We start from the raw sequence: 24,008 nt of genomic DNA on the forward strand, positions 1-24,008 counted from the left end.
GGAATCACTTGCCCCAGGTGGTAGGTCTCAGCAACCATGGGCAGGTGCAGCCCACCTCCTCCAGCCGCTCCGCCGGCCCGCCCGTCGTCCTGGACGACATCGCGAAGCGGATCATCGAGCAGCTCCAGAGGGACGGCCGACGTTCCTACGCGGCGATCGCGAAGGACGTCGGGCTATCCGAAGCCGCCGTTCGCCAGCGGATCCAGCGCCTCCTCGAGGCCGGGGTCATGCAGATCGTCGCGGTCACCGACCCGTTGATGCTGGGGTTCCGGCGTCAGGCGATGGTCGGGGTACGCGCCGAGGGCGACCTGCGCGAGGTGGCCGAGCGTCTCGGCAAGTTGGACGAGATCGATTACGTCGTACTGACCGCCGGTTCGTACGACGTCCTGCTCGAGGTGGTCGCCGAGGACGACGACCACTTGCTGCGCGTCGTCAATGAGCTGATCCGGCAGGTACCGGGTGTGCGGAGCACCGAGATCTTCATGTACCTGCGCCTGGTGAAGCAGACCTATTCCTGGGGGACCAGATGACCACCACCCCGATCGAGACCGCCGGGGCAGGCGGGAACGACAAACTCTCCCGAACCGCGTACGACCACCTGTGGATGCACTTCACGCGGATGTCGACGTACCGGGACGAGCCCGTCCCGACGATCGCCCGCGGCGACGGCATGTACATCTACGACACCAACGGCAAGAAGTACCTCGACGGGCTCGCGGGTCTGTTCGTCGTGCAGGCCGGCCACGGCCGCGTCGAACTGGCCGAGGCGGCCTACAAGCAGGCGCAGGAGCTCGCGTTCTTCCCGCTCTGGGGGCACGCGCACCCGGCCGCCATCGAGCTGGCCGAGCGGCTGGCGCACTACGCCCCGGGCGACCTGAACCGGGTGTTCTTCACGACCGGAGGCGGCGAGGCCGTCGAGACCGCGTGGAAGGCCGCGAAGCAGTACTTCAAGCTGACCGGCAAGCCGTTAAAGCACAAGGTCATCAGCCGTTCGATCGCCTACCACGGCACCCCGCAGGGCGCGCTGTCGATCACCGGCATCCCCGACGCCAAGAAGTACTTCGAGCCGCTGGTGCCCGGGGCGTTCAAGGCTCCGAACACGAACTTCTACCGCGCCCCCGAGCACGGGGACGACCTCGAGGCGTTCGGGCGCTGGGCCGCCGACCAGATCGAGCAGGCGATCGTGATGGAGGGCCCCGACACCGTCGCCGCGGTGTTCGTCGAGCCCGTGCAGAACTCCGGCGGGTGCTTCCCGCCGCCGCCCGGTTACTTCCAGCGGCTGCGCGAGATCTGCGACCGGCACGACGTGCTGCTCGTCTCCGACGAGGTGATCTGCGCGTTCGGCCGGCTCGGCACGATGTTCGCCTGCGACAAGTTCGACTACGTGCCGGACATCATCACCTGCGCGAAGGGCATGACGTCCGGCTACTCGCCGATCGGCGCGGCGATCTTCTCCGACCGCCTGATGGAGCCTTTCCTGGAGGGCGCCAACTACTTCCCGCACGGCTACACGTTCGGCGGGCACCCGGTGTCGGCGCGCGTCGGCCTGGCCAACCTCGACCTGTTCGAGCGTGAGGGCCTCAACAACCACGTGCTCGCGAACGAGGACGCGTTCCGGGCGACCCTGGAGAAGCTGTACGACCTGCCGATCGTCGGTGACGTGCGCGGGAACGGCTTCTTCTACGGCATCGAGATGGTCAAGGACAAGGCCACCAAGGAGACGTTCGACACCGACGAGAGCGAGCGCCTGCTGCGTGGTTTCCTCTCCAAGGCGCTGTTCGACGCCGGCCTGTACTGCCGGGCCGACGACCGGGGTGACCCGGTGATCCAGCTGTCGCCGCCGCTGATCGCCGACCAGTCGCACTTCGACGAGATGGAGCAGATCCTGCGCTCGGTTCTCACCGAGGCGTGGTCGCGGATCTAAGTTCTACAGCGTGTGGAAGAATGCGGCTCAACGAGGCCGGACGAGGAGGAAACCGTGGCCGAGGACGAGCCGGTAGTCGCACCTGACCAGCTCAGGGAGGGTCACCCGAAGCTCTGGCGTGGGCTGGCCGTCGTGTCGGCCCTCTCGCTGGTGGTGATGGCCGTCGGCAATCACGAGGGTCACGTCGAGGACCTGTTCCTGTTCGTCGGCGCCGCGATCATCCTGGTGATGCTCGGCTGGGACGCCGTTCAGCGTCGCTACGGCGTCAAGCGCTGAGTTTTCGCACGAAGAAGGCCCCGGGGGAAAATCCCCCGGGGCCTTCTTCGTGTTCTGGGCTCAGCCGACGCGGCGGCCGTAGAGACCGCGGACCTGGCGCAGCGCCTCGTCGACGTCGTCCTCGAAGTACCCACCCTGGACCAGGCCGAACTGGCCGGGCATCAGGTCGCTGTCGGAGACCTGGCCGCCGCTGCGGCCCTCCATCATCGCCTGGATGGCGTCGAACAGCCGCTCGACCTGACCGGGGTCGTACCCGGAGCCGAAGCGACGCGGCCGGAAGCTCGACCGGAGCTCCGCGACGACGGCCTTGTCCTCGTTGGTGAACGGGGAGACGAGACCCGGAACGGCGCCCATCTCCATCGTCATCTCCTTGCCGTACCGGCCCGCGTACTCCGGCTCGGCGCCGCCCCGACCGGCCGGGAGCTCCCGGAAGCCGGACTCCTGGCCGAACTGGCGACCGCCCCGGGGCGGCGGGACCGACCCGGAGACCGGCACACCGGACACGACCGGGTGCGGACCGGTGCCCTCGGGCTCCGGGTAGCCGCCGCGGCCGGCGGTGCGGTACTCGCCCGTGTTGCCGCCGCGGTAGCCCCCGGCGAACTCGCGGGCCGGCACGTCACCGTAGGACGGCTGCTCCTGGTACGGCTCCGGGTACCCGCCGCCGTTGCGCGGCCGCGGGCCACCGCCCCCGTAGGGGCCGCCGGAGTAGGGCTGGCTCTCGGAGTAGGACGGACCCTCGCGGTACTGCGCGCCCTCGGCGTACGAGGGACCTTCGCGGTACCCGCCGGCCGACCCGTACGGCGGGATCTCGGCGTAGGCCGTCTGGTCCAGGTACTGCGACTGGTCGGCGTAGGGAGCCTGCTCCGCGTACGACGGGCCCTCCTGGAACCGGCCGTTGTTGCGGTCGGCGTAGGCGGCCTGGTCGGCGTATTGCGCGCCCTCCGCGTACGACGGCTGCTCGACGTAGGGCGGCGCGTTGTCGTAGCGGTCGTTGCCGCCGCGGTAGCCACCGCCGTACGAGGGCTCCTCGCGGTACCGCTCGCCGCCGGGGGCGCCGCCGTAGGGCGTCTGCTCCGGGTACGCGGCGTTGTCGCGGTACCGGTCGTCGCGGTACGGGTCGTTCGGTTCGTTCCAGCCGCCGCCGCTGACCGGCGCGCCCCGGTACTCGTTGGGCTCGCGCATCTGCGCGGCCTCACGCATCGGGCCGGGCTGGTGGATCGTCGGGGCCTCACCGGGGCCGCGGTAGCCACCGCCGTACGACGGCTCCTCGCGGTAACCGCCACCGCCGCCGTAGACGCCCGGCTGCTCGCGGTAGTCGGGCTCGTCCCGGTAGGGGGCCTGGCCGCCGTAGGACGGCTCCTCCCGGCCGTATACGCCGGGTTCCTCACGGAAGCCCGGACGCCCGTAGGTGCCCGACGGCTCGTTGCGGAAACCGCCGCCGTAGGTGGCCGGCTCGGGCTGCACGCCCGGCGACCCCATCGCGCCGTAGGACGGCACCTCTTCGCGGTCCTGGTAGGCCGAGGGACCGGCCTCCAGCGCGCGGAAGCCGTTGGAGCCACGCGGCGGCAGGCCCGAGGCCAGCTCGTCGAGCTCCTTCTCGAGCCGGTCGAGGTGCAGGTCGACCTGCCACTCGTCGTAGCCGCCGAAGCGGGTGCGGAACACGACGTCGCGGATGTCCGCTGCGGTGAGCGGATCACCAATGGGTCGCCGCGCCAGCGTCGCCTCGGCCCGGTCGAGGAACTCGTCGACCTCGTCGACCTTGTAGCCCCGCTTCAGTGCCTTCCGGCGAAACCTGTCGCCCTGAGCCATTGTCCTCATACCTCCGCTGCCGCGAGCTGGCCGCATGCGCCGTCGATCTCTCGACCGCGTGTGTCCCGGACCGTCGTCGGGACGCCAGCGGCCCGCAACCGGTGCACGAACTCCCGCTCCACTGCCTTCGGGCTGGCGTCCCAATCACTGCCCGGAGTGGGGTTGAGCGGTATCAGGTTCACGTGCGCAAGCCTTTTGGCCAGCAGCCGACCCAACAGGTCTGCTCGCCACGGCTGGTCGTTCACGTCCTTGATCATGGCGTACTCGATGGAAACGCGTCGCCCGGTTCGCTCGGCGTATTCCCATGCGGCCCCGAGCACCTCAGCGACCTTCCATCGGGAGTTCACCGGCACCAACGTGTCTCGTAGTTCGTCGTCAGGCGCGTGCAGGGACACCGCGAGAGTGGCGTTAATGCCCTCGGCTGTCAACCGGTTGATCGCAGGTACGAGACCAACGGTGGAAATGGTGACCGAACGTTGGGAGAGACCCAGTCCGTCCGGTGCAGCATCGGTGATCCGGCGGAACGCCGAGAGCACTCGCTTGTAATTAGCGAGCGGCTCACCCATGCCCATGAAGACGACGTTGGACAACCGGTCCTGCGTCTTCGCCATCTCTCGTGCCGCAACCATCACCTGCTCGACGATCTCGGCGGTCGAGAGGTTCCGCTTGAGGCCACCTTGACCGGTGGCGCAGAACGGGCACGCCATTCCGCAGCCGGCCTGACTGGAGATGCAGACCGTCGCCCGATCGGGGTAGCGCATCAACACGCTCTCGACCAGAGAGCCGTCGAACGTGCGCCAGAGCCATTTCCGGGTCTCGCCGTCGTCCGTGGTGACCGAGCGGACCGAGGTCAGCAGGGTCGGCAGGAACGCTTCGGCGAGCGCATCGCGGTCGGCGGCCGGCAGGTCGGTCATCGCGCCGGGATCCGTCGTCAGCCGCCCGAAATAGTGGGTCGAGAGCTGCTTGGCCCGGAAGGCGGGACGACCGAGGGCGGACACGGCTTCGCGACGCTCCGCTGGATCGAGATCCGCCAGATGGCGGGGCGGGGCGGTCCGGCGGGGCGCGTCAAGCACCAGAGGGAGTGTCGTCGTCATCGCTTGCTCATTGTCACACGCCGCAGCGGGCCTGCGGCCGGTCTCGGACAGAGGCGTCCGCCACGAAGACGTCTCTCACAGTGATATTCCACCGATCTACTGCACTGAGTGATCGGACGAACACCCGAGGTGATTTGTTCGCACCATTTCTCGACGTCATGCCGGTGGTGCGAACGCCGTCAACAGCAGGTACGCGACCGGTGCCGCGAACAGCAGCGAGTCGAGCCGATCCATCAGTCCGCCGTGCCCGGGCAGCAGCGAACTCATGTCCTTGACCCCGAGGTCACGTTTGATCATCGATTCGGTGAGGTCGCCGAGCGTCGCCGCGATCGCGATCGCGAGGCCGTAGATCACGCCCTCCCACCACGCTCCGTTGTCGAAGCCCAGCTCCAGGAACGCGGCGCCGCCGATCGCGCACGCGAGGAGCGAACCGGCCATACCCTCCCAGGACTTCTTCGGGCTCACCGTCGGGGCCATCGGGTGCCGGCCGGCCAGCACCCCGGCCGCGTAGCCGCCGATGTCGCTGCAGGCCACGGTCGCGATGAACGCGATGATCCGCATCACGCCGTCGTCGGCGACCTCGAGCAGCACCGCGAAGCCGCCCAGGAACGGCACGTAGGTGGCCACCAGCACCGCGGCGGTGACGTCACGCTGGAAGCCGACCGGCCCGTCGGGGATACGCCAGATCACCACCGCGACGACCGTCAGCAACAACCCGAGCAGGAGCGCTTCCGGGCCGCTGACGTACGTGATGACGATCGTGCCGACGCCGCCGACGACCAGCGGGATCATCGGCGGGCGCGCCTCGACCGGGCGGATCGCCCGCACCAGCTCCCAGATGCCGACGCCCATCGCGGCCGCGATCACGGCGGCGAACGCGATCTTCGACGTGAACAGCGTCACGAGAACGAGCGCGGCGAGCCCCACCCCGACGCCGATCGCCGCCGGCAGGTTGCGCCCGGCGCGGCTCGCCCGGGCGGCCGTCGACACTGCTGCCCCCAGGGGTGGCCCGACCGGCACCGCGTTCCCGTCGTCGTTCTTCGGGACGGCGGGGCCGGGAGAACCGCTGGGTGCCGCCGGCGCATCCACGGAAGGGACCTCACTCATGCCTGTCAGGCCCTCCCGGCGGCGCCGGGAGGGCTATTCGGACCGTCAGACCTCGAGGAGCTCGGCTTCCTTGTGCTTCATCAGCTCGTCGACCTGGTGGACGTACTTGCCGGTGGTGTCGTCGAGCTCCTTCTCGGCGCGACGCACGTCGTCCTCGCCGGCCTCGCCGTCCTTGCCGATCTTGTCCAGCGCTTCCTTGGCCCGCCGCCGGATGTTGCGGATCGAGACCTTGGCGTCCTCACCCTTGGAGCGGGCCACCTTCACCAGGTCGCGCCGACGCTCCTCGGTGAGCTGGGGGAAGATGACGCGGATGATCGAGCCGTCGTTGCTCGGGTTGACGCCGAGGTCGGAGTCGCGGATCGCGCGCTCGAGCGTACCCAGCTGGGAGCCGTCGTACGGCTTGATGACCGCCATCCGCGCCTCCGGGATCGTGATGGAGGCCAGCTGGGGCAGCGGCGTCATCGCGCCGTAGTAGTCGACGAAGATCTTGCCGAACATCGCCGGAGCCGCCCGGCCGGTACGCACCGAGCCGAAGTCCTCCTTGGCGACCTCGACGGCTTTCTCCATCTTCTCCTCGGCTTCGAAGAGAGTTTCGTCGATCACGGGTGTCGCCTCCTGGGCTCGGTCTCTTGCCGGCGTGAAGATTATTTCAGTCCGCGGAAGTCGTGGTGACCGGCTCCGTGGTCACCAACGTTCCAATCCGGTCACCGCGCACCGCGCGCGTGATGTTGCCGGGGACGAGCAGGTCGAAGACGACCAGCGGCAGGTCGTTCTCCATGCACAGACTAATCGCGGCGGCGTCGGCGACCCCGAGGCCGCGGGTGAGCACCTCGGTGTAGCTGATCCGGTCGAATCGGACGGCCGCCGGGTTCTTCTTCGGGTCGTCGTCGTAGACGCCGTCGACCTGAGTGGCCTTGAGCAGCACGTCCGCGCCGATCTCCAGCGCGCGCTGGGCGGCGACGGTGTCGGTGGTGAAGTACGGCATGCCCGCGCCGGCGCCGAAAATGACGACGCGGCCCTTCTCCAGGTGACGCATCGCGCGCCGCGGGATGTAGGGCTCGGCGACCTGGGCCATGTTGATGGCGGTCTGGACGCGGGTGTCGATGCCCTGCTTCTCCAGGAAGTCCTGGAGCGCGAGGCAGTTCATCACGGTGCCCAGCATGCCCATGTAGTCCGAGCGCGCCCGGTCCATGCCGCGCTGCTGCAACTCAGCGCCGCGGAAGTAGTTGCCGCCGCCGACGACGACCGCGACCTGCAGGCCCTGCCGGACGACGTCGGCGATCTGGACGGCGATCGCTTGCACGACGTCGGGGTCGACGCCGAACTGGCCGCCGCCGAACACCTCACCGGAGAGTTTGAGCATCACCCGTGACCAGGGACGGTCGCGGCCGGCGGTCTTCGTGTCCGGGGCGGGGCTGGTCTGCAGGGTCATCGCTGCTCTCCTAGGTGATCATGCGAAAGCCGCCGGTGGCGGTACGCCACCGGCGGCTTTCGTGCGTCGTCTGGACACGCGAGCCGGCCCGGTGGGCCGGCCTCGTCAGGCCTGTCCGACCTCGAACCGGACGAACCGGCTCACCGTGACACCGGCGCCGTCGAGCTGGGCCTTCACCGTCTTCTTGCTGTCCTGCACCGAGGACTGCTCGAGCAGCACGTTCTCCTTGAAGAAGCCGTTCACCCGGCCCTCGACGATCTTCGGGAGCGCCTGCTCCGGCTTGCCCTCTTCGCGGGCGGTGGCCTCGGCGATACGACGCTCGTTCTCGACGATGTCGCCGGGGACCTCGTCGCGGGTGACGTACTGCGGGCGCATCGCGGCGACCTGCATCGCGGCACCGCGGGCGACCTCGACGTCTCCGCCGGCGAACTCGACGAGCACGCCGACCTGCGGCGGCAGCGACGGGTCCTTGCGGTGCATGTAGGTGGCGACCTGGCCGTCGAGCAGCGCCACCCGGCGCAGCTCCAGCTTCTCGCCGATCTTGACCGAGGCGGCCTCGATGTTCTCGGCGACGGTCTTGCCGTCCTTGAGCTTCTCGGCGAGCAGCGCGTCCAGGTCGCCCACCTTCGCCGCGGCGGCGTGCGCCACGATGTCGGCGGCCAGGCTCTGGAACTCGTCGTTCTTGGCGACGAAGTCCGTCTCGGAGTTGAGCTCGATGATCGCGCCTTCGGCGGCGGCGATGAGGCCGTTCGCCGCGGTGCGCTCGCCACCACGCTTGGCGGCCTTGGCCGCGCCCTTGATGCGCAGCACCTCGACGGCCTTGTCGAAGTCGCCCTCAGCCTCGGTGAGCGCCTTCTTGGCGTCCATCATGCCCGCGCCCGTCAGGTCGCGGAGCTTCTTCACGTCGGCGGCGGAAATGTTCGCCATTGTCCGTTCTCTCAGATCCGTAGTCTGTGGCCCGGCGTTGGGCCTGGGGTGTTCGCTCGGGTCCGGGCGGTTCAGCGCCGGGATGGTTTCCTCGGGGTGGTTTCCCCGGCCGGTGACCTGGATGTTCTCCGGGTCGGTGACCTGGATGGTTTCCCGGTCGCTGACCTGGATGGTTTCCCGGTCGGTGACCTGGATGGTTTCCCGGTGGTGGACCGTTTGGAGCTTCCTCCCGGCGGGTGGCCGCCTGGAGCCGACGCTCGGATCCGGGCGGGTGGCCCGCCCGGATCCGGGCGTGATCAGGACTCGGTGCTGGCCGGGGCCGGCTCGGCGGCGACCGGAGCGGCCTCGGCGGCGACCGGGGCCGGCTCGGTGCTGGCCGGGGCCGACTCGGCGGCCGGGGCGTCAGCGGCCGGGGCGTCAGCGGCCGGGGCCTCGGTGGCCGCGGCGGGCTCCTCGGTCTTCGACTCGAGCAGCTCGCGCTCCCACTCGGGCAGCGGCTCGTTCGCGGCCGGGGCGTCCGGCTTCGTGTCGGCCTTGCTGCCACCGGCGCGGGCGATCAGACCCTCGGCGACGGCGTCGGCGACGACCCGGGTGAGCAGAGCGGCGCTACGGATCGCGTCGTCGTTGCCCGGGATCTTGTAGTCGACCTCGTCCGGGTCGCAGTTGGTGTCGAGGATCGCGACGATCGGGATGTGCAGCTTGCGCGACTCGTCGACCGCGATGTGCTCCTTCTTGGTGTCGACGATCCACACCGCGGAAGGCACCTTCTGCATGTCGCGAAGACCGCCGAGCGTGCGCTCGAGCTTGTCCTTCTCGCGCTTGAGAACGAGGGCTTCCTTCTTCGTGAGCACGTTGTCGCCACCGGTCTGCTCGATGATCTCGAGCTCCTTGAGGCGCTGCAGGCGCTTGTACACGGTCTGGAAGTTCGTGAGCATGCCACCCAGCCAGCGCTGGTTCACGTACGGCATGCCGACCCGGCGGGCCTGCTCGGCGATGGCCTCCTGGGCCTGCTTCTTGGTGCCGATGAACAGGATCGTTCCGCCGTGCGCGACCGTCTGCTTGACGAACTCGTACGCGTTGTCGATGTACGTGAGCGTCTGCTGCAGGTCGATGATGTAGATCCCGTTGCGCTCCGTCAGGATGAAGCGCTTCATCTTCGGGTTCCAACGTCGGGTCTGGTGCCCGAAGTGCACGCCGCTCTCGAGGAGCTGGCGCATTCCGACGACGGCCATGAGTGTGGCGCGTCCTTCCGTTTTTCGGGCGGCGCGCGTGTTCGGCGCACCGCGGTTTCCTCGGTTGTCGCTCCGGTGTGCTGCGCTGCGGCAGACCCGGCGCCCTGGTGCCCCACGGTCGATGGCCCCCAGCAGGGGACCGAGGAGACCGCCGCGCGTTCGTCGCCTCTCCGCCGGAGCGGGAAGGTGGCCCTGCCGCCGGAGCGGAGGGACACGAAGCGCGGTGGGCACGCGAAGTCGACCCGCTGATGCGGGTCGCCGTCCAGAAGTCTACGCGGAGTGGGCCCGGAACGCCGAACCCGGTCGTCGGCGCGGCTCAGAGGTGTTTGGTGGGGTCGGGGCTTTGGCGGTTGGGGGGCGTTTTAGCTCGGGGCGGTTCTGTGCTCGGGGGCTTCGGTGCTTGGGGGCTAGGGCGCACGGGGGGCTGGGCGCACAAGGCGGTTCCGTGCTCGAGGGCCTCGATGCACGGGGGCTAGGGCGCACGGGGGCTGGGCGCACAAGGCGGTTCCGCGCTCGGGGGCCTTTGGCGCTCGGAACGGTTCGGCACTCGGGGCCGCTTCGGGGCGCGGGGCGGTTCGGCACTCAGGGCGGTTCGGCACTCAGGGCGCTTGGGCGCACGCGGCGGTTGGCCGGATCTGGTGCTCCGGGCGTCCCTCGCGCTCCGGGCGTCCCTCGCGCTCCGGGCGTCCCTCGCGCTCCAGGCGTCCCTCGCGCTCCGGGGCGGAGTGCGAGGAACGCGAGGAGCTTCGGGGCGCGAGGCTCTCGGCGGGTCAGCCGACGGCGATGGCTGCGCAGAGAAGAACGGCGATTCCGAGGGTCACGGAAAGCGCGCCGGGGCGGGCGAGGAGAGCAGGAAGCGATTGGGTACTCCCAGCGATCGAGCCCGCCCGCGCACCCTTGAGCACCCCGACAGCCAGCAGGATCAGCCCGATCACACCCAGGCCTCCGCCGAGTGCCCCGCCCGCATCCGGAACGACCGCCAACGCCGAACGCCAACTCACGACCGCAGCCGGCACCGCGGTCGCCAACAACACCACGAGCACGAGCGCGATCCGTGCCCCCGACCGCCACTGCGCCGGAGTCGGCCGACGTCGCGGCGCACGCGTGGCCTTCTTCGACGTGACAGCAGGACGGGACGTGGGGTCGATCGGGGCGGGCGCGGACCCGGCCGGGTAGGGACGGGCCGCAGCGACCTCGAGCGGAACTGGCCCTCCCGTGGAGGACCCGGTGATCGCGCCCGCGAAGTCGCGCTGCACGGAGGCACTCCCCTCTTTCGGACTCCCGGCCACACCAAATCCGGATGCACCAGAGTCCGCCGCACCAGAGTCCGCCGCACTGAAGTCCGCAGCACCAGAGTCCGCCGCAGCGGCCCCGGCGGTTCCGGGCAACCCGGCGTCACTTCGGTAGCCGGTATCTCCGGGCAACCCGGCGTCGCTTCGGTAGCCGGTATCTCCGGGCAACCCGGCGTCACCCTGGTAGCCGGCGTCTCCGGGGAAACCGGCGCCACTCTGGTGACCGATGGAGCGAGAACCCACGGCACCGGGCCCTGGCGTTCCGGCGCTGGTGATACCGGCGCGCACCGCGTCGGATTCCGTCCGGGCCAGTTCGGTCCCATCGACAGTCGGCACCGCCGACGGTGTCGAAGCGAATTCGGAACCACCCGCCGGATCCGACCCAGGACCGCCGCCCGAGGTCGCGTCGTCCGCCCGACCCCGCTCCGACCTCCAGCCGACCGGCCGCGCAGGCCACAACCGCCGCACCGCCTCCCGAGACGGAAGCATCGACGCCAACCGCGCACCGAACGAGGGCGCCGGCGTCGCATTGTCAGCCGCCTCCGGACCAGGCCCGAGCGGTCCGGGCGGCGACATCCGCTGCGTGTCATCACTCGACTTGACCCGAGCCCGCGTCCGAGCAACCAGCGCATCAAACGTCGGAACCGGCTCAGCGATCGTGATCGGATGCGGCACCGACCCGATCGGAAACGCCCCACCCCGCTCGTCGTCCGCACCAACCGGCTCGACCGACTCCGAAGCCTCTAGTACCCGCCCGTCCTTGTCGACCAGCCCCAGCCGAACCAGCACCGACTCGGTCTCCGGCCAGTGCGACCGCGCTCCGCCCGACGAGGCGTTCTCCGTACCCGAGGAAGCCCACGACCCCACTCCGTCCCAGGACGCCCCCCGCTCGACCGCCTCGTCGGCCGGGCCCTCCCCCACGCGGATCGGCGCCAACGAAACAGTCGTCGCTTCCCCCGGGTCTTCTCCCCCGCTGGCCAACTCCTCGACCGCACGTCCACTCGCCGAGGTCGAGTCCGCTCCAGCCCTCAAAGCCGCATCACCCGAGGACTGCGATGCAGCAGCGTCCACCGCCGAAACAGCAGATTCACCCGGGCCCGCCCCCGAGCCACCCCCAGCCCGCCGCTCCCCAGCAGCCACCGATGCAGATACCGCCGGGGCCTCATCTGCCGGAGCAGGCCCCGAAGCCGCACTCGCCGCAGCCGGAGCATCCGGAGCCGAAGGCACCGCAGCAGGAGCAGGCGTCGCCACAGCCGAAGCCGGAACTGGATGAGCCGTGGCCGGAGACGCTGGGGCCGAAGACGCACTCGTCGCAGTCGTCATCGCCGCAGAACTCGGCGCAGCCGAATCATCCCCAACCCGCGCGCCACCTCCGGTCGACCTGGACGCGGGAGCACCCGCAGGCGCACCAGGCGCCGACTTCGTCCTCGCCGCGATCGCCTTGGGCACCGCCAACGTTCGATAAGCCTGGATCAACTCCAACGCAGCGGGATGCTCCACCACACTGCTCGCTGCACCAGCATCCGTCCCCGATACATCGTCATCGGCGCCCTCACCGACCGAGCCCTTCACCCCCGAGGCTCCCCCACTCCCCGAGCCACCCCGACCCCCCGGAGCAACCGAGCCACCCCGACCGCCCGAAGCACTCGAGCCACCCCGACCTCCCGGAGCAACCGGAGCAACCGACCCTTCCGACGACGCCTGCCCCTCCGAGGAGACCCGCGCCTCCGCGGAACGGCGCCCGTCCGAGCCAACCCGTCCCTCCGACATACCCCCCACGCCCGCACCCGCAGACGATCCCGACGACGAACTCCGCGCCGCACGTGGACTCCGCGCCGGAGGAACGACGGGCGCCTCGTCCGTCGACACCTCCGAAGCCTCGACCGACGCCGCCGGCTGAGCACCCCCGGCCCGAGGCCGTGCAGGCGAGGGTTTCCGCGCCGCCTTCCGCGGCTCCGCCGCCGTACTCACCCCTCGCCGCGCAGGCCGAGCCGACACAGCCGACGTCCGCGCCCGTGCCCCCCGCCCCGCCGCTTTCCCGTCCTCTACTTCAGCCCGCGAAGCACCCTCATCCGACCCACCAGAAGAACCAGCCCCAGCGGGAGCATCAGTCACAGAGGAAGCATCAGTCCCAGCAGAAGGCCCCAAGCCCGCCGAACCGGAGTCCCCACCCCTCGAACCACCGGTCGCACCAGCCCCCCGGGCCGCCGACCCCGACCCTCGGGAAGCCCCCCGATCCGACTCATCCGCCAACGACGGGTTCTCGACCATCGGAGCTCCTCCCGCTGCGACGCGTCCCGCGATCCGCGCCTTAGCAGACGTTACCGAGGTAACCCCCACAACCCGATGACCGACCCGACCTCCCCGTTAAGGCCCACCGCGAACCCCCCATACGTTTCGCCCGATTAATTCCATTCACGAGCGTCGATTCCTGCTTTAGGCAGACCTTAAGTCAAGATATGGTGGGCCAAAAACGGCGCCCGATGTGCTGAACAGGAAAGACAGCGCCTATGGTCTGGGGTCATGACCCCTGCCGGCAACGCTGGTTCCGAACTCAGGTCGCACAGTGAGGCTTCCCGCTCGCAGGAGACTCGTCGCGGCATTGCACGCATGCGCGGCTTCGGCACCACGATCTTCACCGAAATGACGTCGCTCGCCGTCCGCACCGGCGCGATCAACCTCGGCCAGGGCTTCCCCGACACCGACGGCCCCGGAGCGATGCTGCGCGCGGCGGTCAAGGCGATCCAGTCCGGTCAGAACCAGTACGCCCCGGGCTCCGGAACCCCGGACCTGCGCAGCGCGATCGCCCGCCACCAGGGCGACTGGTACGGCCTGGACTACAACCCCGACACCGAAGTGCTGGTCACCGCCGGCGCCACCGAGGCGATCGCCGCCACCCTCCTCGGCCTCTGCGAGCCGGGCGACGAGGTGCTCTGCGTCGAGCCGTACTACGACTCCTACGCCGCCGTCATCGCGCTGGCCGGCGCCGTCCGCCGCCCGGTGACCCTCCGCCCGCCGGACTACCGCCTCGACACCGCCGCGCTCGCCGCATCGATCACGCCGCGCACCCGCGTCATCCTGATCAACTCGCCGCACAACCCCACCGGCGCGGTGTTCGACCGCGAGGAGCTCACCGAAGTCGCGCGCCTGTGCGTGGAGCACGACTTGATCGCGGTCACTGACGAGGTCTACGAGCACATCGTCTTCCACGGTGAGCACGTGCCGCTGGCCACGCTGCCGGGCATGCGTGACCGCACGGTGACGATCTCCTCCGCCGGCAAGACGTTCAGCGCCACCGGATGGAAGGTCGGCTGGATCTGCGCCTCGCCCGATCTGGTCGCCGCCGTCGCGCGGGTGAAGCAGTTCCTCACCTTCACCAACGCCGCCCCGTTCCAACCCGCCGTGGCCACCGCGCTCTCCCTCCCCCGCGACTACTTCTCCGCGCTCGCCGCCGACCTCCGCGCCAAGCGGGACCTACTCTGCCAGGGTCTGGTCGCCGCCGGTTTCGATGTCCACATCCCCGCCGGCACGTACTTCGTCACCGCCGACGCGGCCCCGCTCGGCGGCGTCGACGGACTCGCGTTCTGCCGTGCGCTCCCCGAACGAGCCGGCGTGGTGGCGGTTCCGGTCGGCGTGTTCTACGACCAGGAAGCCCACGACGTGGTCCCCGGCGCGTCCCTGGTGCGCTTCGCGTTCTGCAAGCAGGACGACGTGCTCCACGAGGCCGTACGTCGCCTCGAGCGGCTCCGCGACGGCGGCCCGGTCGTCGAACCGGCTCCGCGCCGCATGCCCGGCTCCGCCGGACAGCCCGGCGCCTGGGCCCGCTGAACCGGGTTATCCACAAGCTGCCAATGGCAGCTAGCGATGGCGGGCGCGGGCGTCCACCCTTACCTTCATGCTTCTCCAGATCGACGCCGAGCCAGCAGGCGTCCGCCCGCATGGTGGCCTCCCCTGGGCGTTCCTGGTCGGGTGCCTGCTCCTGGCCGCCGCCCTGCCCGCCCCCGGAGTGACCCGACCCTCCACAGCGACCGAGTGGTCCTCCTCCGGCCGCCATCCACCAGCGGAGCAGCACCCACCATCAGTGCGGCTGGCCCCCGGGTTGCGCCCAGCGGCAGTGGTGGCCGCACCTACGGTCGAGCTCAGCCGGCGCTGGCCGCTGGACGGCCCGGTGCGGGTGGTCCGACCGTTCGACCCGCCAGCGGGCCCCTACGGGCCTGGCCACCGCGGCGTCGACCTGGCCGGCAGCCCCGGAACGCTCGTGCGGGCCGCCGCTGACGGCGTGGTCCGGTTCGCCGGTCCAGTGGGCGGCCGGGGTGTCGTCAGCATCACGCACGACGCCGACCGCCGGACCACGTACGAGCCGGTCCGCGCCTCCGTGCGGACCGGCGACCGGGTGGTTCCCGGCACCCCACTGGGCCAGCTGGAAGGACGCCACCCGGGCTGCCCGACCGAAACCTGCCTGCACTGGGGCCTGATCGTGTCCGACCAGTACGTCGACCCTCTCACCCTCCTCCGCCCCACCGCGGTACGCCTCTACCCCGCTCCCGACCGATAGCCCGAACCGACGCGACCGCTCCCGCCGAGGTAGGTGCGCCGCGGCCGGCACCGGCAACGCTGTCGACACAGGTGCGGCAGAAGCGCCGCCGGAGTGGTCGGCGGAACGAGGCAAGGCCCCAGCCGACCGAGGCGGATGTCAGCCCGTGACGACCTGGTCGGTACTCAGCGGGGCGTACCGGGCCTCGGCGCCGGTGCTGTAGGCCCAGTAGCGCTCACCGAACGACCAATGCCACCACTCGGTCGGGTAGTTCACCAGCCCGGCCCGGGTCAACGTCGCCACGAGCAGGCGCCGGTTCGCCGCCGCCTCGGCCGGGATGTCGAGCGCGGCCGTGTAACAACGGTTCGCGCTGGCGACCGGGCTCGCGTTCACCTCGGTGCCCATGTCGAGCTCGACACCATCGTCCGCACACAGCGTCAGATCGATCGCGCCCCCGGTGCAGTGCGGGGCCACCTCAGGAGGCGAGATGAACCGGGAAGCCTCCCGGCGGAGTCGCTCGGCCGCCCAGCCGGGATTCCGCTCCCGGAGAACGTCGACGTAGGCCGTGAACTGCTGCAGCTGCACCGCGGGCGGCCGGTAGCCCTCGACCAGCAGCAGGTGCACACCGGACGGGAGGCTCTCCTCGGCACTCAGCAGCCGCTCGTGCAGTCCGGACCGGACGAAGTGCAGCAGCGGGTTGTACCGGGCTTCGCGACGGTCGATGCGCAACCCGGCGGCGTCGACCGCGGGTTCGCCGCACTCGGAGGTCTCGATCGCCGCGATCACCGGATCGCTCAACAGCACGAAGTCACTGGCCACGCCCCCACGCTAATCCGCCCCCCGATCACCACCGACCCAGGCCCAGCCCACCTCTCACACCAACCGACCCTGTCTCAGGTCATCAGGCCCCTTCACGTACCAGGCCCCTTCACGCACCAGTCCCCCGCACTCCCACTGGCCCGCACTCCCACTGGCCCGCACTCCCACTGGCCCGCACTCCCACTGGCCCGCACTCCCACTGGCCCGCACTCCCACTGGCCCGCACTCCCACTGGCCCTCGATCACGCAGTAGGTCCGTGCTGGCTTTGTGTCACGTTCGCGGGCCCCGTGTCGCGGCAGGCGGTCCTCACTCACGGGGGCCGGCTGCGTGAATCGCCTCGTGCCCGTAGAGCCGGACGGTGTTCGCCGATGCCGGGTGCACGATCACTTCCCGGTATCGACACCGCATTAGCGGAGTCCTCCTAAGGAAAGGCTCCAAGGCTCGGAACCCCCGCTCGCACCAGCGAGTACTGCTCACACAACTGCACCCGCACAAGCACGATCTCGCCATACGGCCAGCGTCTCGCTCACACCAGCCAGACCTCGCACACTGCAGCCGGATCTCACACGCGGTGGGCTCACACTCGCTCGCCCAGGGCTGGTACTCCCTCCAGGGAAGGCTGCAACTCGCTCCTGGAGGCTCCAGTTGGACTCCTAGGGAGGCTGTCACTCCGCTCCCTGCCGTAGTTGGCGCTCCGCTCGCGGAAAACCTGGCACTCGCTCGCGGAAAAACTGGCACTCCGCTCGCGGACAACCTGGCACCCGGCTCGTGGAGAGCCTGGCATCCGGCTCGCGGGAAACCTGACACCCGGCTCGTGGAGAACCTGACACCCGGCTCGTGGAGGCCGGCTTCAGGCGCGGGGGTGGGCCTGGCGATAGGCGGAGCGGAGACGGTCGACGGTGACGTGCGTGTAGATCTGGGTGGTCGCGAGGGTGGCGTGGCCGAGGAGCTCCTGGACGGTGCGGAGGTCGGCGCCGCCGGCGAGGAGGTGGGTGGCTGCGGTGTGCCGGAGGCCGTGCGGGCCGAGGTCGGGGGCGCCGGGTACGTCGCGGAGGCGGTCGTGGACGATCTGGCGTGCCGTGCGGGGATCCAGGCGTCCGCCGCGGACTCCGAGGAGCAGGGCCGGGCCGCTGCGGGGGGTGGCGAGTACCGGTCGGCCGTGATCGAGCCAGGCTTTGATCGCTCGTTCGGCCGGGACGCCGTACGGAACGGTGCGTTCGCGGTTGCCCTTGCCGACCACGCGGAGCAGTCGACGTTCGTGGTCGATGTCGTCCACGTCCAGTCCGCAGAGTTCGCTGACCCGAACGCCGGTGGCGTAGAGCAACTCCAGGACGGCCAGGTCTCGTGCCAGCGCGGCGCCCGCCCGGGGATCGGGCTCGGACGGGGCCGCGGCTTCCGCGGTGGCGGTGGGGTCCACGAGTGCGGCGGTGCCCGCAGGGCCGGTGGGGTCCACGAGTGCGGCGGTGCCCGCAGAGCCGGTGGGGTCCACGAGGGCGGTGGTGCCCGTCGGGCCGGTGGGGTCCACGACCGTGGCAGCGCCCGCAAGGGCGGTGGGGTCCACGAGCGCCGCCGTGCCCGCCGGGGCGCTGCGGTCCGGGAGGGCGGCCGTGTCCGCGGGGGTGGTTCCGTCCAGGACGGCAGCGGAGTCCGCCCGGGTAGCGCTGTCCTGGAGAGCGGCGGTGGTTCCGTTCAGGAGGGCGGCGGCTTGGGCTACGTCCAGTACTCGGGGCAGGTGGGCCGGGAGTTTCGGGCTGGCCAGGTCGCGGCCGGGGTCGTCGGCTCGGCGGCCGGTCCGTTGGGCCCAGGCGGTGAGTGCCCTGGCGGCGGCCGCGCGACGGGCCAGCGTGCGGGGTGCGGCGCCGGTGCTGCGTTGGCGGGCCAGCCAGCTCCGAAGTAACGAGAGGTCGAGTGCGTCGAACCGGTCGTGGCCCGAGCGGGTCAGATGGTCGAGGAGGAGCACCGCGTCGGCCACATAGGCCCGCAGGGTCGTCGGCGGGTGGCTCCGCTCGTGCTCCAGATAGGCCTCGAAGGCATCGACCGTCTCCGCCAGGGCGGGCGGGAGAGCGGCGCGCAGTGCCGCTACCCGCGGTCGGGATCGAGCCACGTCCCGACCGTGCCCGCTCGCGTTCCTCGGAGCAAGCCGCCCCGCCGCACCTCCGCCCCGGCTTTCCCCACACCGCAGTCCGCGCGGACGGAGCCTCCGACGCCGCGAGCGGAGGCCTCCCGGGCGGTTCGCTCCGGCGGTCACCCGGCGCCGGGCGGCGGCACGGGGTCGGGTGACTCGGGGCCGTCGGCCGGGCGGTGGGGTTCGGCGAACGTGGGCGGGCCCAGACCGGCCTCGGTCAGGCGGTAGCCGCCGTCCACTGCCCGGACGTACCCGCGCAATCGCAGGTCGGGCAGTGCTCGTCGGACCTCGGTCGGTGGCAGGCGGGCCGCTAGCGCGACGTCCTCCACGGTGACCACGCGGCCGGCCGGTACGGCTTCCAGCACCAGGCGGAGCGGGGGCGGCAGTGCTTCCCGGCCCGGACGTCCGCCACCGGCGCCGCTCGGCAGCGACGCGTCCCACTCGGCTGGGTCCTGACCGCCCCCGATACCCACGCCGATCGGGCCGATCGTCTCGAGGACGTCCTCGGCGCTGGTCGCGAGCGTCGCGCCGAAGTCGCGGATGAGCCGGTGGGTGCCCACCGAGAGGGCGGACGTCACCGGGCCGGGTACGGCCAGCAGCGGACGGTCGAGCTGGTGCGCGCGCTCGGCCGTGACGCTGGTGCCGGACCGCGCCCCGGCCTCCACCACCACCAGGCCCGCGCCGAGCGCCGCGATCAGGCGGTTGCGGGAGAGGAAGCGGTGTCGTTGCGGCGACTCGCCCAGCGGGACCTCGCTGATCAGCAACCCCTCCTCGGCGACGCGGTCGAGCAGCCCGGCGTGGGCGAGCGGGTACGGCACGTCGACGCCGCCGGCCAGCACCGCGATCGTCGGCCCGCCGCCGGCGAGCGCCCCGCGGTGGGCCGCGCCGTCGATGCCGAAGGCGCCGCCGGAGACCACCACCCACCCGCGTTCGGCCAGCCCGTAGCCGATCTCACCGGCCACGTGCTTGCCGTAGGACGTGGCCGCACGCGCACCGACGATCGCGACGGCGTGGCTGGCCGTCTGCGGTAGCGCCAACGACCCGCGGAGCCAGAGGCACGGCGGCGGGGCCACGTCGATCCGTTCGGCCTCGGCCAGCGGCGCGAGCCCGGCGAACGCCTCGCCCGGCCACTCGGCGTCGACGGGGGTCACGGCGCGCGCTCCGGCCCGCGCGGCCGCGGTGAGGTCGGCCTCCGCGCGGGCCCACGGGTCGACGCCGGCCAGCCGCTGGCGGATGCCCCGGTTCACCGCGCCGGGCGCACCGGCGAGCGCACCTTCCAGCAGGGCCCGCGCACCCCCGGCGGCCGCCGCCAGCACCGTGCGCCGACCGGGCTCGAACAGACGCCCCAGCGCCACCCAGGCGAGCCGCTCGACGGCGATCCCCTCGGCCCGGTCGCTCATGCCGTCACCAGCCCGCGGCGCAGCTCCAGGGCCTCGTTGACGTCGCCGTGGTCGGGCGCCGCCCGACCGGCCAGGTCGGCCAGCGTCCAGGCGATGCGCAGCACGCGGTCGAAGCCGCGGGCGGAGAGTTCGCCGGTGTCGATGGCGCGGGCCGCCGCCGCGGTCACCGGCCGGGGCAACCGCCACTCCCGGGCGCGGAGCGTGGAGCCGGGCACGGTGGCGTTCGACGACCACCCGAGCTCGCTCCAACGCTCGACCGCGGCGGTGCGGGCCTCCCGCGCCCGCTGGGCGACGACGGCGGTGGAGTCGGGCTGGTCGTGCGTCGCGTACAGCGCGGCCGACGCCACCGGCAGCAGCGTGACGCGCAGGTCGATGCGGTCGAGCAGCGGGCCGGAGATGCGCCCGAGGTACCGGCGGCGCGCGCCGGGCGTGCAGGTGCAGGCGCGGTCGCCGGCCGCGGAGGCACAGGGACACGGGTTAGCGGCCAGGACGAGCTGGACCTGGGCCGGGTATCGGACGGCACCGCCGGTGCGGGCCAGCAGCACCTCGCCGCGTTCCACCGGCTGGCGCAGCGCGTCCAGGGCGCGCGGTGAGAACTCCGGGCTCTCGTCCAGGAAGAGCACGCCGTGGTGAGCGAGCGAGATCGCGCCCGGGCGGGCCAGCCCGGTGCCGCCGCCGACCAGCGCGGCCACGGTGGCGGTGTGGTGCGGCGCCTGGTACGGAGCCCGGCGCACCAGGCCGGTGCCGACCGGAAGCACCCCGGCCACCGAGTGAACAGCGGTCACCTCCACCGCCGACCGGTCGTCGAGCGGCGGCAGGACCCCCGGCAGCCGCTCCGCGAGCATCGTCTTGCCCGCGCCGGGCGGCCCGAACAGCGCCAGGTGGTGGCCACCGGCGGCCGCCACCTCGACGGCCCGCCGCCCGATCTCCTGCCCGACGACGTCGGCCAGGTCGCCCTCGGAGTCGCCGGGCCGGGCCACCGCTCGTGGCGGTGGCGGTGCCGACGCCGCGTCGTCGGCCGGTGGCTGCTCGCCGCGCAGCAACGCGATGACCCCGCGCAGCGTGCGACGACCCACGACGTCGGCGCCGGGCACCAGCGCGGCCTCCGACCAGTTGCCCGCAGGCATCACGTACCGGCGCAGCCCGGCCTCGGCCCCGGCCACCACCGACGGGAAGACCCCGCGCACCGGGCGGAGCCCGCCGTCGAGGCCCAGTTCGCCGATCAGCACCAGACCCTCGAGCGCGACCCGCGGCGTGACCCCGGCGGCGGTGAGGATCGCCGCGGCGACCGCCAGGTCGAAGCTCGTACCGTGCTTGGGCAGCCACGCCGGGCCCAGGCCGACCGTGATCCGCTGATCGGGCCACCGCTGGCCCGAGTTGAGCACGGCGGCACGCACGCGGTCGCGCGCCTGCGTGACCGCGGCGTCGGGCAGGCCGGTGATGACCAGGCCGGGCAGACCCTGGGCCAGATGGGCCTCGACCTCCACGACACGCCCGTGGACACCGTGCAGACCCACGGCCAGCGCACGCGCGAACCCCGCCATCAGAACGCCCCGCGCAGATGGTCGACCCGGGCGGGCCCTGAGCGCTGCGGCCGGACGCTCACCACGTCGAACCGCACCGTGGGGGCGTGGACGCCGCTGGCCCGGATCCAGTACGCGGCCAGCCGGCGTAATCGTGCGGCCTTGGCCGCGATCACCGCCTCGGCCGGGACGCCGTGCCGCTCGCCGCGCCGGGTCTTGACCTCGCAGACGACGAGCGCGTCGCCCTCCCGGGCGACGATGTCGAGCTCGCCCTCGGCGCATCGCCAGTTCCGGGCGAGCACGACCAGACCAGCCTGCTCGAGATGACGCACGGCGACCCGTTCGCCGTACGCACCGACCGCTTGCTTCGCGCTCATCCGCCGCCTCCCGATCGCCAGGTGAGGAGGCCAGGATGGCCGGGAAGACGGACGCCGAGCAGCCGGGAAATCCGGCGCTGGGGACAACTCGACGGCCTGTGGACGACGGCACGCCACCCCGGGCAGTGGTAGGGACACGGATCAAACAGATCCGACTTATTACTCTTACGAACTATGACGGACGAATGGGTCTCACTCGGCACCGTCGCCGGGGTGTGCCTCCTGGTGGCAGTGCTAGGTGCGGCGACCGCGATCGGTATCGCACGCCGTGGCCATCGTCAGATCTCGGAGGTGATCACCGCCGGGCACCGGCAGGCCGTATTGCTGGCCCGCGAGGACGAACGGCGGGACGCCTACACCGCCGCGCTGGAGTACGCCGACTCGGCCCGGTTGGAGTACGGCAAGGTCGGCCGGGGCGAGAACGCGGAGTTCCTGCCGCCGGACATCGAGCGCTCAGCGCCGCTGCTGGCCGCCGTGTCGGCCCACGGCGGCCCCGAGGCGTCCCGGCGGCTCTCCGACCTGCTCATGCACGTGCCGACCGTGAACTACTACGCGGCGCGGCTCTCGCGCGCGCCGCGTGACTCCGACCGCGAACAGGAGTTCGTCTCGGCCCTGCTCCGCTTCGAGGAGCTCTACGAATCCTTCGCCACGTACGCCCACGCCGACCTGGCCACCCCACTGGAAATGCCCGCCGACTAGACCGTGTCCTGCGAGTCCGTACTCGGCCGCACCTAGCGTGAGTCGGCTACGCCTAGCGCGAGTGGTCGGCGCGCCCCGGCAGCGGCGTCGCCGACGTGTCGAACTCCTGTCCACCAGCGCCGACGTCAGGCGTGTGCACGCCGTCCACCGGCGCCATCGACTCGGAGGTCCCGAGCGCGGGCTCGACCTCGGGCGCGGTACCCGGGGGCACGCCGCCCTCGCCGGACGGCGGGTAATCCTCCGGGGCGGGTTTCTCGGCGTACCCGGTGCGTGCCTCCGCGGGCATCGTCGGGGGCGGCCCGTCCACACGCAGGCGAGCGGCAGTGTCGACCGGGTCAGCGACCGGGTTGCGGTCCGGGGTCTCGTCCATGGGCCAGACCTACCCCGGGCGACCCGTCACGAACCGAACGAGCCGTTCCCGGGCAGTGAGATGTCGGGCTTGTCGAGCTCCTCGACGTTGACGTCCTTGAACGTCACCACCCGGACGTTCTTCACGAACCGAGCCGGCCGGTACATGTCCCAGACCCACGCGTCGGACATCGCGACCTCGAAGTACACCTCGCCGTCGGCGTTGCGGACCTGCAGGTCGACCGAGTTCGCCAAGTAGAAGCGACGCTCGGTCTCCACGACGTAGGAGAACTGCCGGACGATGTCCCGGTACTCGCGATAGAGCTGAAGCTCCATCTCGGTCTCGTACTTCTCGAGATCCTCAGCGCTCATACCTCGTCCTCCACGTGACCATTGTGGCTCACTGCCACCGGCACCAAGGCCTCAGCCCTACTTCGAGGCACCACGGCGGCCGCCGCGACGTTCGCGTACGACATCCGGTGCTCCGGGCAGGGACCGTGGACGGCCAGGGCCTCGGCGTGCGCCGCGGTCACATATCCCTTGTGCTGGGCGAAGTCGTAACACGGATAGGTGTCGTGCAGGGTCGTCATGATCCGATCCCTGGTGACCTTCGCCAACACCGAGGCGGCCGCGATGCACGCCGCCACCCGGTCGCCCTTCCAGACCGCCAGCCCGGGTAGTCCGAGGCCGGCGACACCGAACCCGTCGGTGAGCATGTAATCCGGTCGTACCGTCAGCTGCTCGAGGGCCCGGCGCATCGCGTCGACGTTGCTGCGGTGCAGCCCTCGGGCGTCCACCTCGGCCGCAGGCACGATCACCACCGAGTACGCCTCGGCTCGCTTGATCACCTCGTCGTAGACCCGGTCGCGGGCCGCCGGGGTGAGCAGCTTGGAGTCGGCCAGGCCTGGCACCTCGCCGCGCGCCGTGGCCGGCAGCACGGCGGCCGCGACCACGAGCGGACCGGCGCAGGCACCGCGTCCGGCCTCGTCGGCGCCGGCCACCCGCGCGAAACCGCGGCGGCGCAGCGTCCGTTCGAGGGCGTACAGACCACCGTCGCGGCGGACCACCGCGCGCGGGGGGACGAGCACG

The 24,008-nt window shown here is 71.4% G+C and carries 22 protein-coding genes; 6 read left to right on the forward strand and 16 right to left on the reverse strand.

Annotation, left to right across the window (positions count from 1 at the left end):
• The first annotated feature begins 44 nt into the window (after positions 1-44).
• From CRYAR_RS32885 to CRYAR_RS32895, 3 genes are read left to right on the forward strand one after another with little or no spacing between them, the layout of a single operon-like run.
• Complete coding sequence (locus tag CRYAR_RS32885; protein WP_035868644.1) at positions 45-530, forward strand: Lrp/AsnC family transcriptional regulator; 486 nt, start codon at positions 45-47, stop codon at positions 528-530.
• On the forward strand, positions 527-1,924 hold the full coding sequence (locus CRYAR_RS32890; protein WP_051571259.1) for an aspartate aminotransferase family protein: 1,398 nt from the start codon (positions 527-529) through the stop codon (positions 1,922-1,924). The genes CRYAR_RS32885 and CRYAR_RS32890 overlap by 4 nt, the downstream gene beginning before the upstream one ends.
• A gap of 54 nt (positions 1,925-1,978) precedes the next feature.
• Positions 1,979-2,200, forward strand: coding sequence for a DUF2631 domain-containing protein (locus tag CRYAR_RS32895; protein ID WP_035857101.1), 222 nt, complete (start codon positions 1,979-1,981; stop codon positions 2,198-2,200).
• Positions 2,201-2,260: 60 nt separating this feature from the next.
• Here CRYAR_RS32895 and CRYAR_RS49225 read toward each other — a convergent pair whose 3' ends face one another.
• From CRYAR_RS49225 to CRYAR_RS48250, 8 genes are all read right to left on the reverse strand, one after another.
• Entirely contained in the window at positions 2,261-4,018 is a 1,758-nt protein-coding gene (locus CRYAR_RS49225) for a DivIVA domain-containing protein (RefSeq protein WP_211248042.1), read from the reverse strand.
• A complete protein-coding gene (gene rlmN / locus CRYAR_RS32910) occupies positions 4,015-5,103 on the reverse strand; it encodes a dual-specificity RNA methyltransferase RlmN (protein WP_035857102.1) in 1,089 nt (362 codons plus the stop codon). The genes CRYAR_RS49225 and rlmN overlap by 4 nt, the downstream gene beginning before the upstream one ends.
• Positions 5,104-5,259: 156 nt before the next feature.
• Positions 5,260-6,192, reverse strand: a complete 933-nt coding sequence (locus CRYAR_RS32915) for a phosphatidate cytidylyltransferase (protein WP_211247756.1) — start codon at positions 6,190-6,192, stop codon at positions 5,260-5,262.
• 63 nt (positions 6,193-6,255) lie between these two features.
• A complete protein-coding gene (gene frr / locus CRYAR_RS32920; protein ID WP_035857103.1) occupies positions 6,256-6,813 on the reverse strand; it encodes a ribosome recycling factor in 558 nt (185 codons plus the stop codon).
• Between the two features lie 46 nt (positions 6,814-6,859).
• Complete coding sequence (pyrH, locus tag CRYAR_RS32925) at positions 6,860-7,642, reverse strand: UMP kinase (RefSeq protein WP_035857105.1); 783 nt, start codon at positions 7,640-7,642, stop codon at positions 6,860-6,862.
• A 105-nt stretch (positions 7,643-7,747) separates the two neighbouring features.
• A complete protein-coding gene (gene tsf / locus CRYAR_RS32930; RefSeq protein ID WP_035857106.1) occupies positions 7,748-8,569 on the reverse strand; it encodes a translation elongation factor Ts in 822 nt (273 codons plus the stop codon).
• 296 nt (positions 8,570-8,865) lie between these two features.
• Positions 8,866-9,801, reverse strand: coding sequence for a 30S ribosomal protein S2 (gene rpsB, locus CRYAR_RS32935; protein WP_035857107.1), 936 nt, complete (start codon positions 9,799-9,801; stop codon positions 8,866-8,868).
• A 770-nt stretch (positions 9,802-10,571) separates the two neighbouring features.
• A complete protein-coding gene (locus tag CRYAR_RS48250; RefSeq protein ID WP_035857108.1) occupies positions 10,572-10,844 on the reverse strand; it encodes a hypothetical protein in 273 nt (90 codons plus the stop codon).
• Positions 10,845-13,703: 2,859 nt separating this feature from the next.
• Between CRYAR_RS48250 and CRYAR_RS32945 the strand changes: the two genes are divergently transcribed.
• A complete protein-coding gene (locus CRYAR_RS32945) occupies positions 13,704-14,921 on the forward strand; it encodes a pyridoxal phosphate-dependent aminotransferase (RefSeq protein WP_063725800.1) in 1,218 nt (405 codons plus the stop codon).
• Between the two features lie 67 nt (positions 14,922-14,988).
• Positions 14,989-15,648, forward strand: a complete 660-nt coding sequence (locus tag CRYAR_RS32950) for a M23 family metallopeptidase (protein ID WP_084701266.1) — start codon at positions 14,989-14,991, stop codon at positions 15,646-15,648.
• A gap of 138 nt (positions 15,649-15,786) precedes the next feature.
• Here the strand turns inward: CRYAR_RS32950 and CRYAR_RS32955 are convergent, their stop codons facing one another.
• The 5 genes from CRYAR_RS32955 to CRYAR_RS32975 form a co-directional block, all read right to left on the reverse strand.
• On the reverse strand, positions 15,787-16,446 hold the full coding sequence (locus CRYAR_RS32955) for a M15 family metallopeptidase (RefSeq protein WP_035857109.1): 660 nt from the start codon (positions 16,444-16,446) through the stop codon (positions 15,787-15,789).
• 851 nt (positions 16,447-17,297) lie between these two features.
• Positions 17,298-18,551, reverse strand: a complete 1,254-nt coding sequence (locus tag CRYAR_RS51015; RefSeq protein WP_211247757.1) for a tyrosine-type recombinase/integrase — start codon at positions 18,549-18,551, stop codon at positions 17,298-17,300.
• A 140-nt stretch (positions 18,552-18,691) separates the two neighbouring features.
• The gene (gene dprA, locus CRYAR_RS32965; RefSeq protein WP_051571263.1) at positions 18,692-19,972 is read right to left on the reverse strand and encodes a DNA-processing protein DprA; all 1,281 of its coding nucleotides are present in this window, start codon (positions 19,970-19,972) and stop codon (positions 18,692-18,694) included.
• Positions 19,969-21,516, reverse strand: coding sequence for a YifB family Mg chelatase-like AAA ATPase (locus CRYAR_RS32970; RefSeq protein WP_035857110.1), 1,548 nt, complete (start codon positions 21,514-21,516; stop codon positions 19,969-19,971). The genes dprA and CRYAR_RS32970 overlap by 4 nt, the downstream gene beginning before the upstream one ends.
• A complete protein-coding gene (locus CRYAR_RS32975) occupies positions 21,516-21,872 on the reverse strand; it encodes a YraN family protein (protein WP_035857111.1) in 357 nt (118 codons plus the stop codon). Before CRYAR_RS32975 ends, CRYAR_RS32970 begins: the two co-directional genes overlap by 1 nt.
• A gap of 174 nt (positions 21,873-22,046) precedes the next feature.
• Between CRYAR_RS32975 and CRYAR_RS32980 the strand changes: the two genes are divergently transcribed.
• The gene (locus CRYAR_RS32980) at positions 22,047-22,571 is read left to right on the forward strand and encodes a hypothetical protein (RefSeq protein WP_035857112.1); all 525 of its coding nucleotides are present in this window, start codon (positions 22,047-22,049) and stop codon (positions 22,569-22,571) included.
• Positions 22,572-22,623: 52 nt separating this feature from the next.
• Here the strand turns inward: CRYAR_RS32980 and CRYAR_RS32985 are convergent, their stop codons facing one another.
• Genes CRYAR_RS32985 through CRYAR_RS32995 form a run of 3 tightly spaced genes read right to left on the reverse strand, consistent with a single transcriptional unit; the run spans position 22,624 to position 24,007 of the window.
• Positions 22,624-22,941, reverse strand: coding sequence for a hypothetical protein (locus tag CRYAR_RS32985; RefSeq protein ID WP_035857113.1), 318 nt, complete (start codon positions 22,939-22,941; stop codon positions 22,624-22,626).
• A gap of 26 nt (positions 22,942-22,967) precedes the next feature.
• Positions 22,968-23,291 carry a DUF2469 domain-containing protein gene (locus CRYAR_RS32990; RefSeq protein ID WP_035868667.1) on the reverse strand — a complete coding sequence of 108 codons (324 nt, stop codon included), beginning with the start codon at positions 23,289-23,291 and terminating at the stop codon, positions 22,968-22,970.
• Positions 23,288-24,007, reverse strand: a complete 720-nt coding sequence (locus CRYAR_RS32995; RefSeq protein WP_084701268.1) for a ribonuclease HII — start codon at positions 24,005-24,007, stop codon at positions 23,288-23,290. Before CRYAR_RS32995 ends, CRYAR_RS32990 begins: the two co-directional genes overlap by 4 nt.
• Position 24,008: the final 1 nt, after the last annotated feature.

It is taken from the genome of Cryptosporangium arvum DSM 44712 (assembly GCF_000585375.1).
Classification (GTDB): Bacteria; Actinomycetota; Actinomycetes; order Mycobacteriales; family Cryptosporangiaceae; genus Cryptosporangium; species Cryptosporangium arvum.

What these genes read in the sequence shown, in the direction of transcription:
- CRYAR_RS32970 (WP_035857110.1), bottom strand. Translation starts at nt 21,516, where the DNA reads ATGGCGGGGTTCGCGCGTGCGCTGGCCGTGGGTCTGCACGGTGTCCAC.
- rpsB (WP_035857107.1), bottom strand. Translation starts at nt 9,801, where the DNA reads ATGGCCGTCGTCGGAATGCGCCAGCTCCTCGAGAGCGGCGTGCACTTC.
- dprA (WP_051571263.1), bottom strand. Translation starts at nt 19,972, where the DNA reads ATGAGCGACCGGGCCGAGGGGATCGCCGTCGAGCGGCTCGCCTGGGTG.
- CRYAR_RS32890 (WP_051571259.1), top strand. Translation starts at nt 527, where the DNA reads ATGACCACCACCCCGATCGAGACCGCCGGGGCAGGCGGGAACGACAAA.
- CRYAR_RS32950 (WP_084701266.1), top strand. Translation starts at nt 14,989, where the DNA reads ATGCTTCTCCAGATCGACGCCGAGCCAGCAGGCGTCCGCCCGCATGGT.
- CRYAR_RS49225 (WP_211248042.1), bottom strand. Translation starts at nt 4,018, where the DNA reads ATGAGGACAATGGCTCAGGGCGACAGGTTTCGCCGGAAGGCACTGAAG.
- CRYAR_RS32945 (WP_063725800.1), top strand. Translation starts at nt 13,704, where the DNA reads ATGCGCGGCTTCGGCACCACGATCTTCACCGAAATGACGTCGCTCGCC.
- CRYAR_RS32990 (WP_035868667.1), bottom strand. Translation starts at nt 23,291, where the DNA reads ATGAGCGCTGAGGATCTCGAGAAGTACGAGACCGAGATGGAGCTTCAG.
- CRYAR_RS32975 (WP_035857111.1), bottom strand. Translation starts at nt 21,872, where the DNA reads ATGAGCGCGAAGCAAGCGGTCGGTGCGTACGGCGAACGGGTCGCCGTG.
- CRYAR_RS32980 (WP_035857112.1), top strand. Translation starts at nt 22,047, where the DNA reads ATGACGGACGAATGGGTCTCACTCGGCACCGTCGCCGGGGTGTGCCTC.
- tsf (WP_035857106.1), bottom strand. Translation starts at nt 8,569, where the DNA reads ATGGCGAACATTTCCGCCGCCGACGTGAAGAAGCTCCGCGACCTGACG.
- CRYAR_RS32985 (WP_035857113.1), bottom strand. Translation starts at nt 22,941, where the DNA reads ATGGACGAGACCCCGGACCGCAACCCGGTCGCTGACCCGGTCGACACT.
- rlmN (WP_035857102.1), bottom strand. Translation starts at nt 5,103, where the DNA reads ATGACGACGACACTCCCTCTGGTGCTTGACGCGCCCCGCCGGACCGCC.
- pyrH (WP_035857105.1), bottom strand. Translation starts at nt 7,642, where the DNA reads ATGACCCTGCAGACCAGCCCCGCCCCGGACACGAAGACCGCCGGCCGC.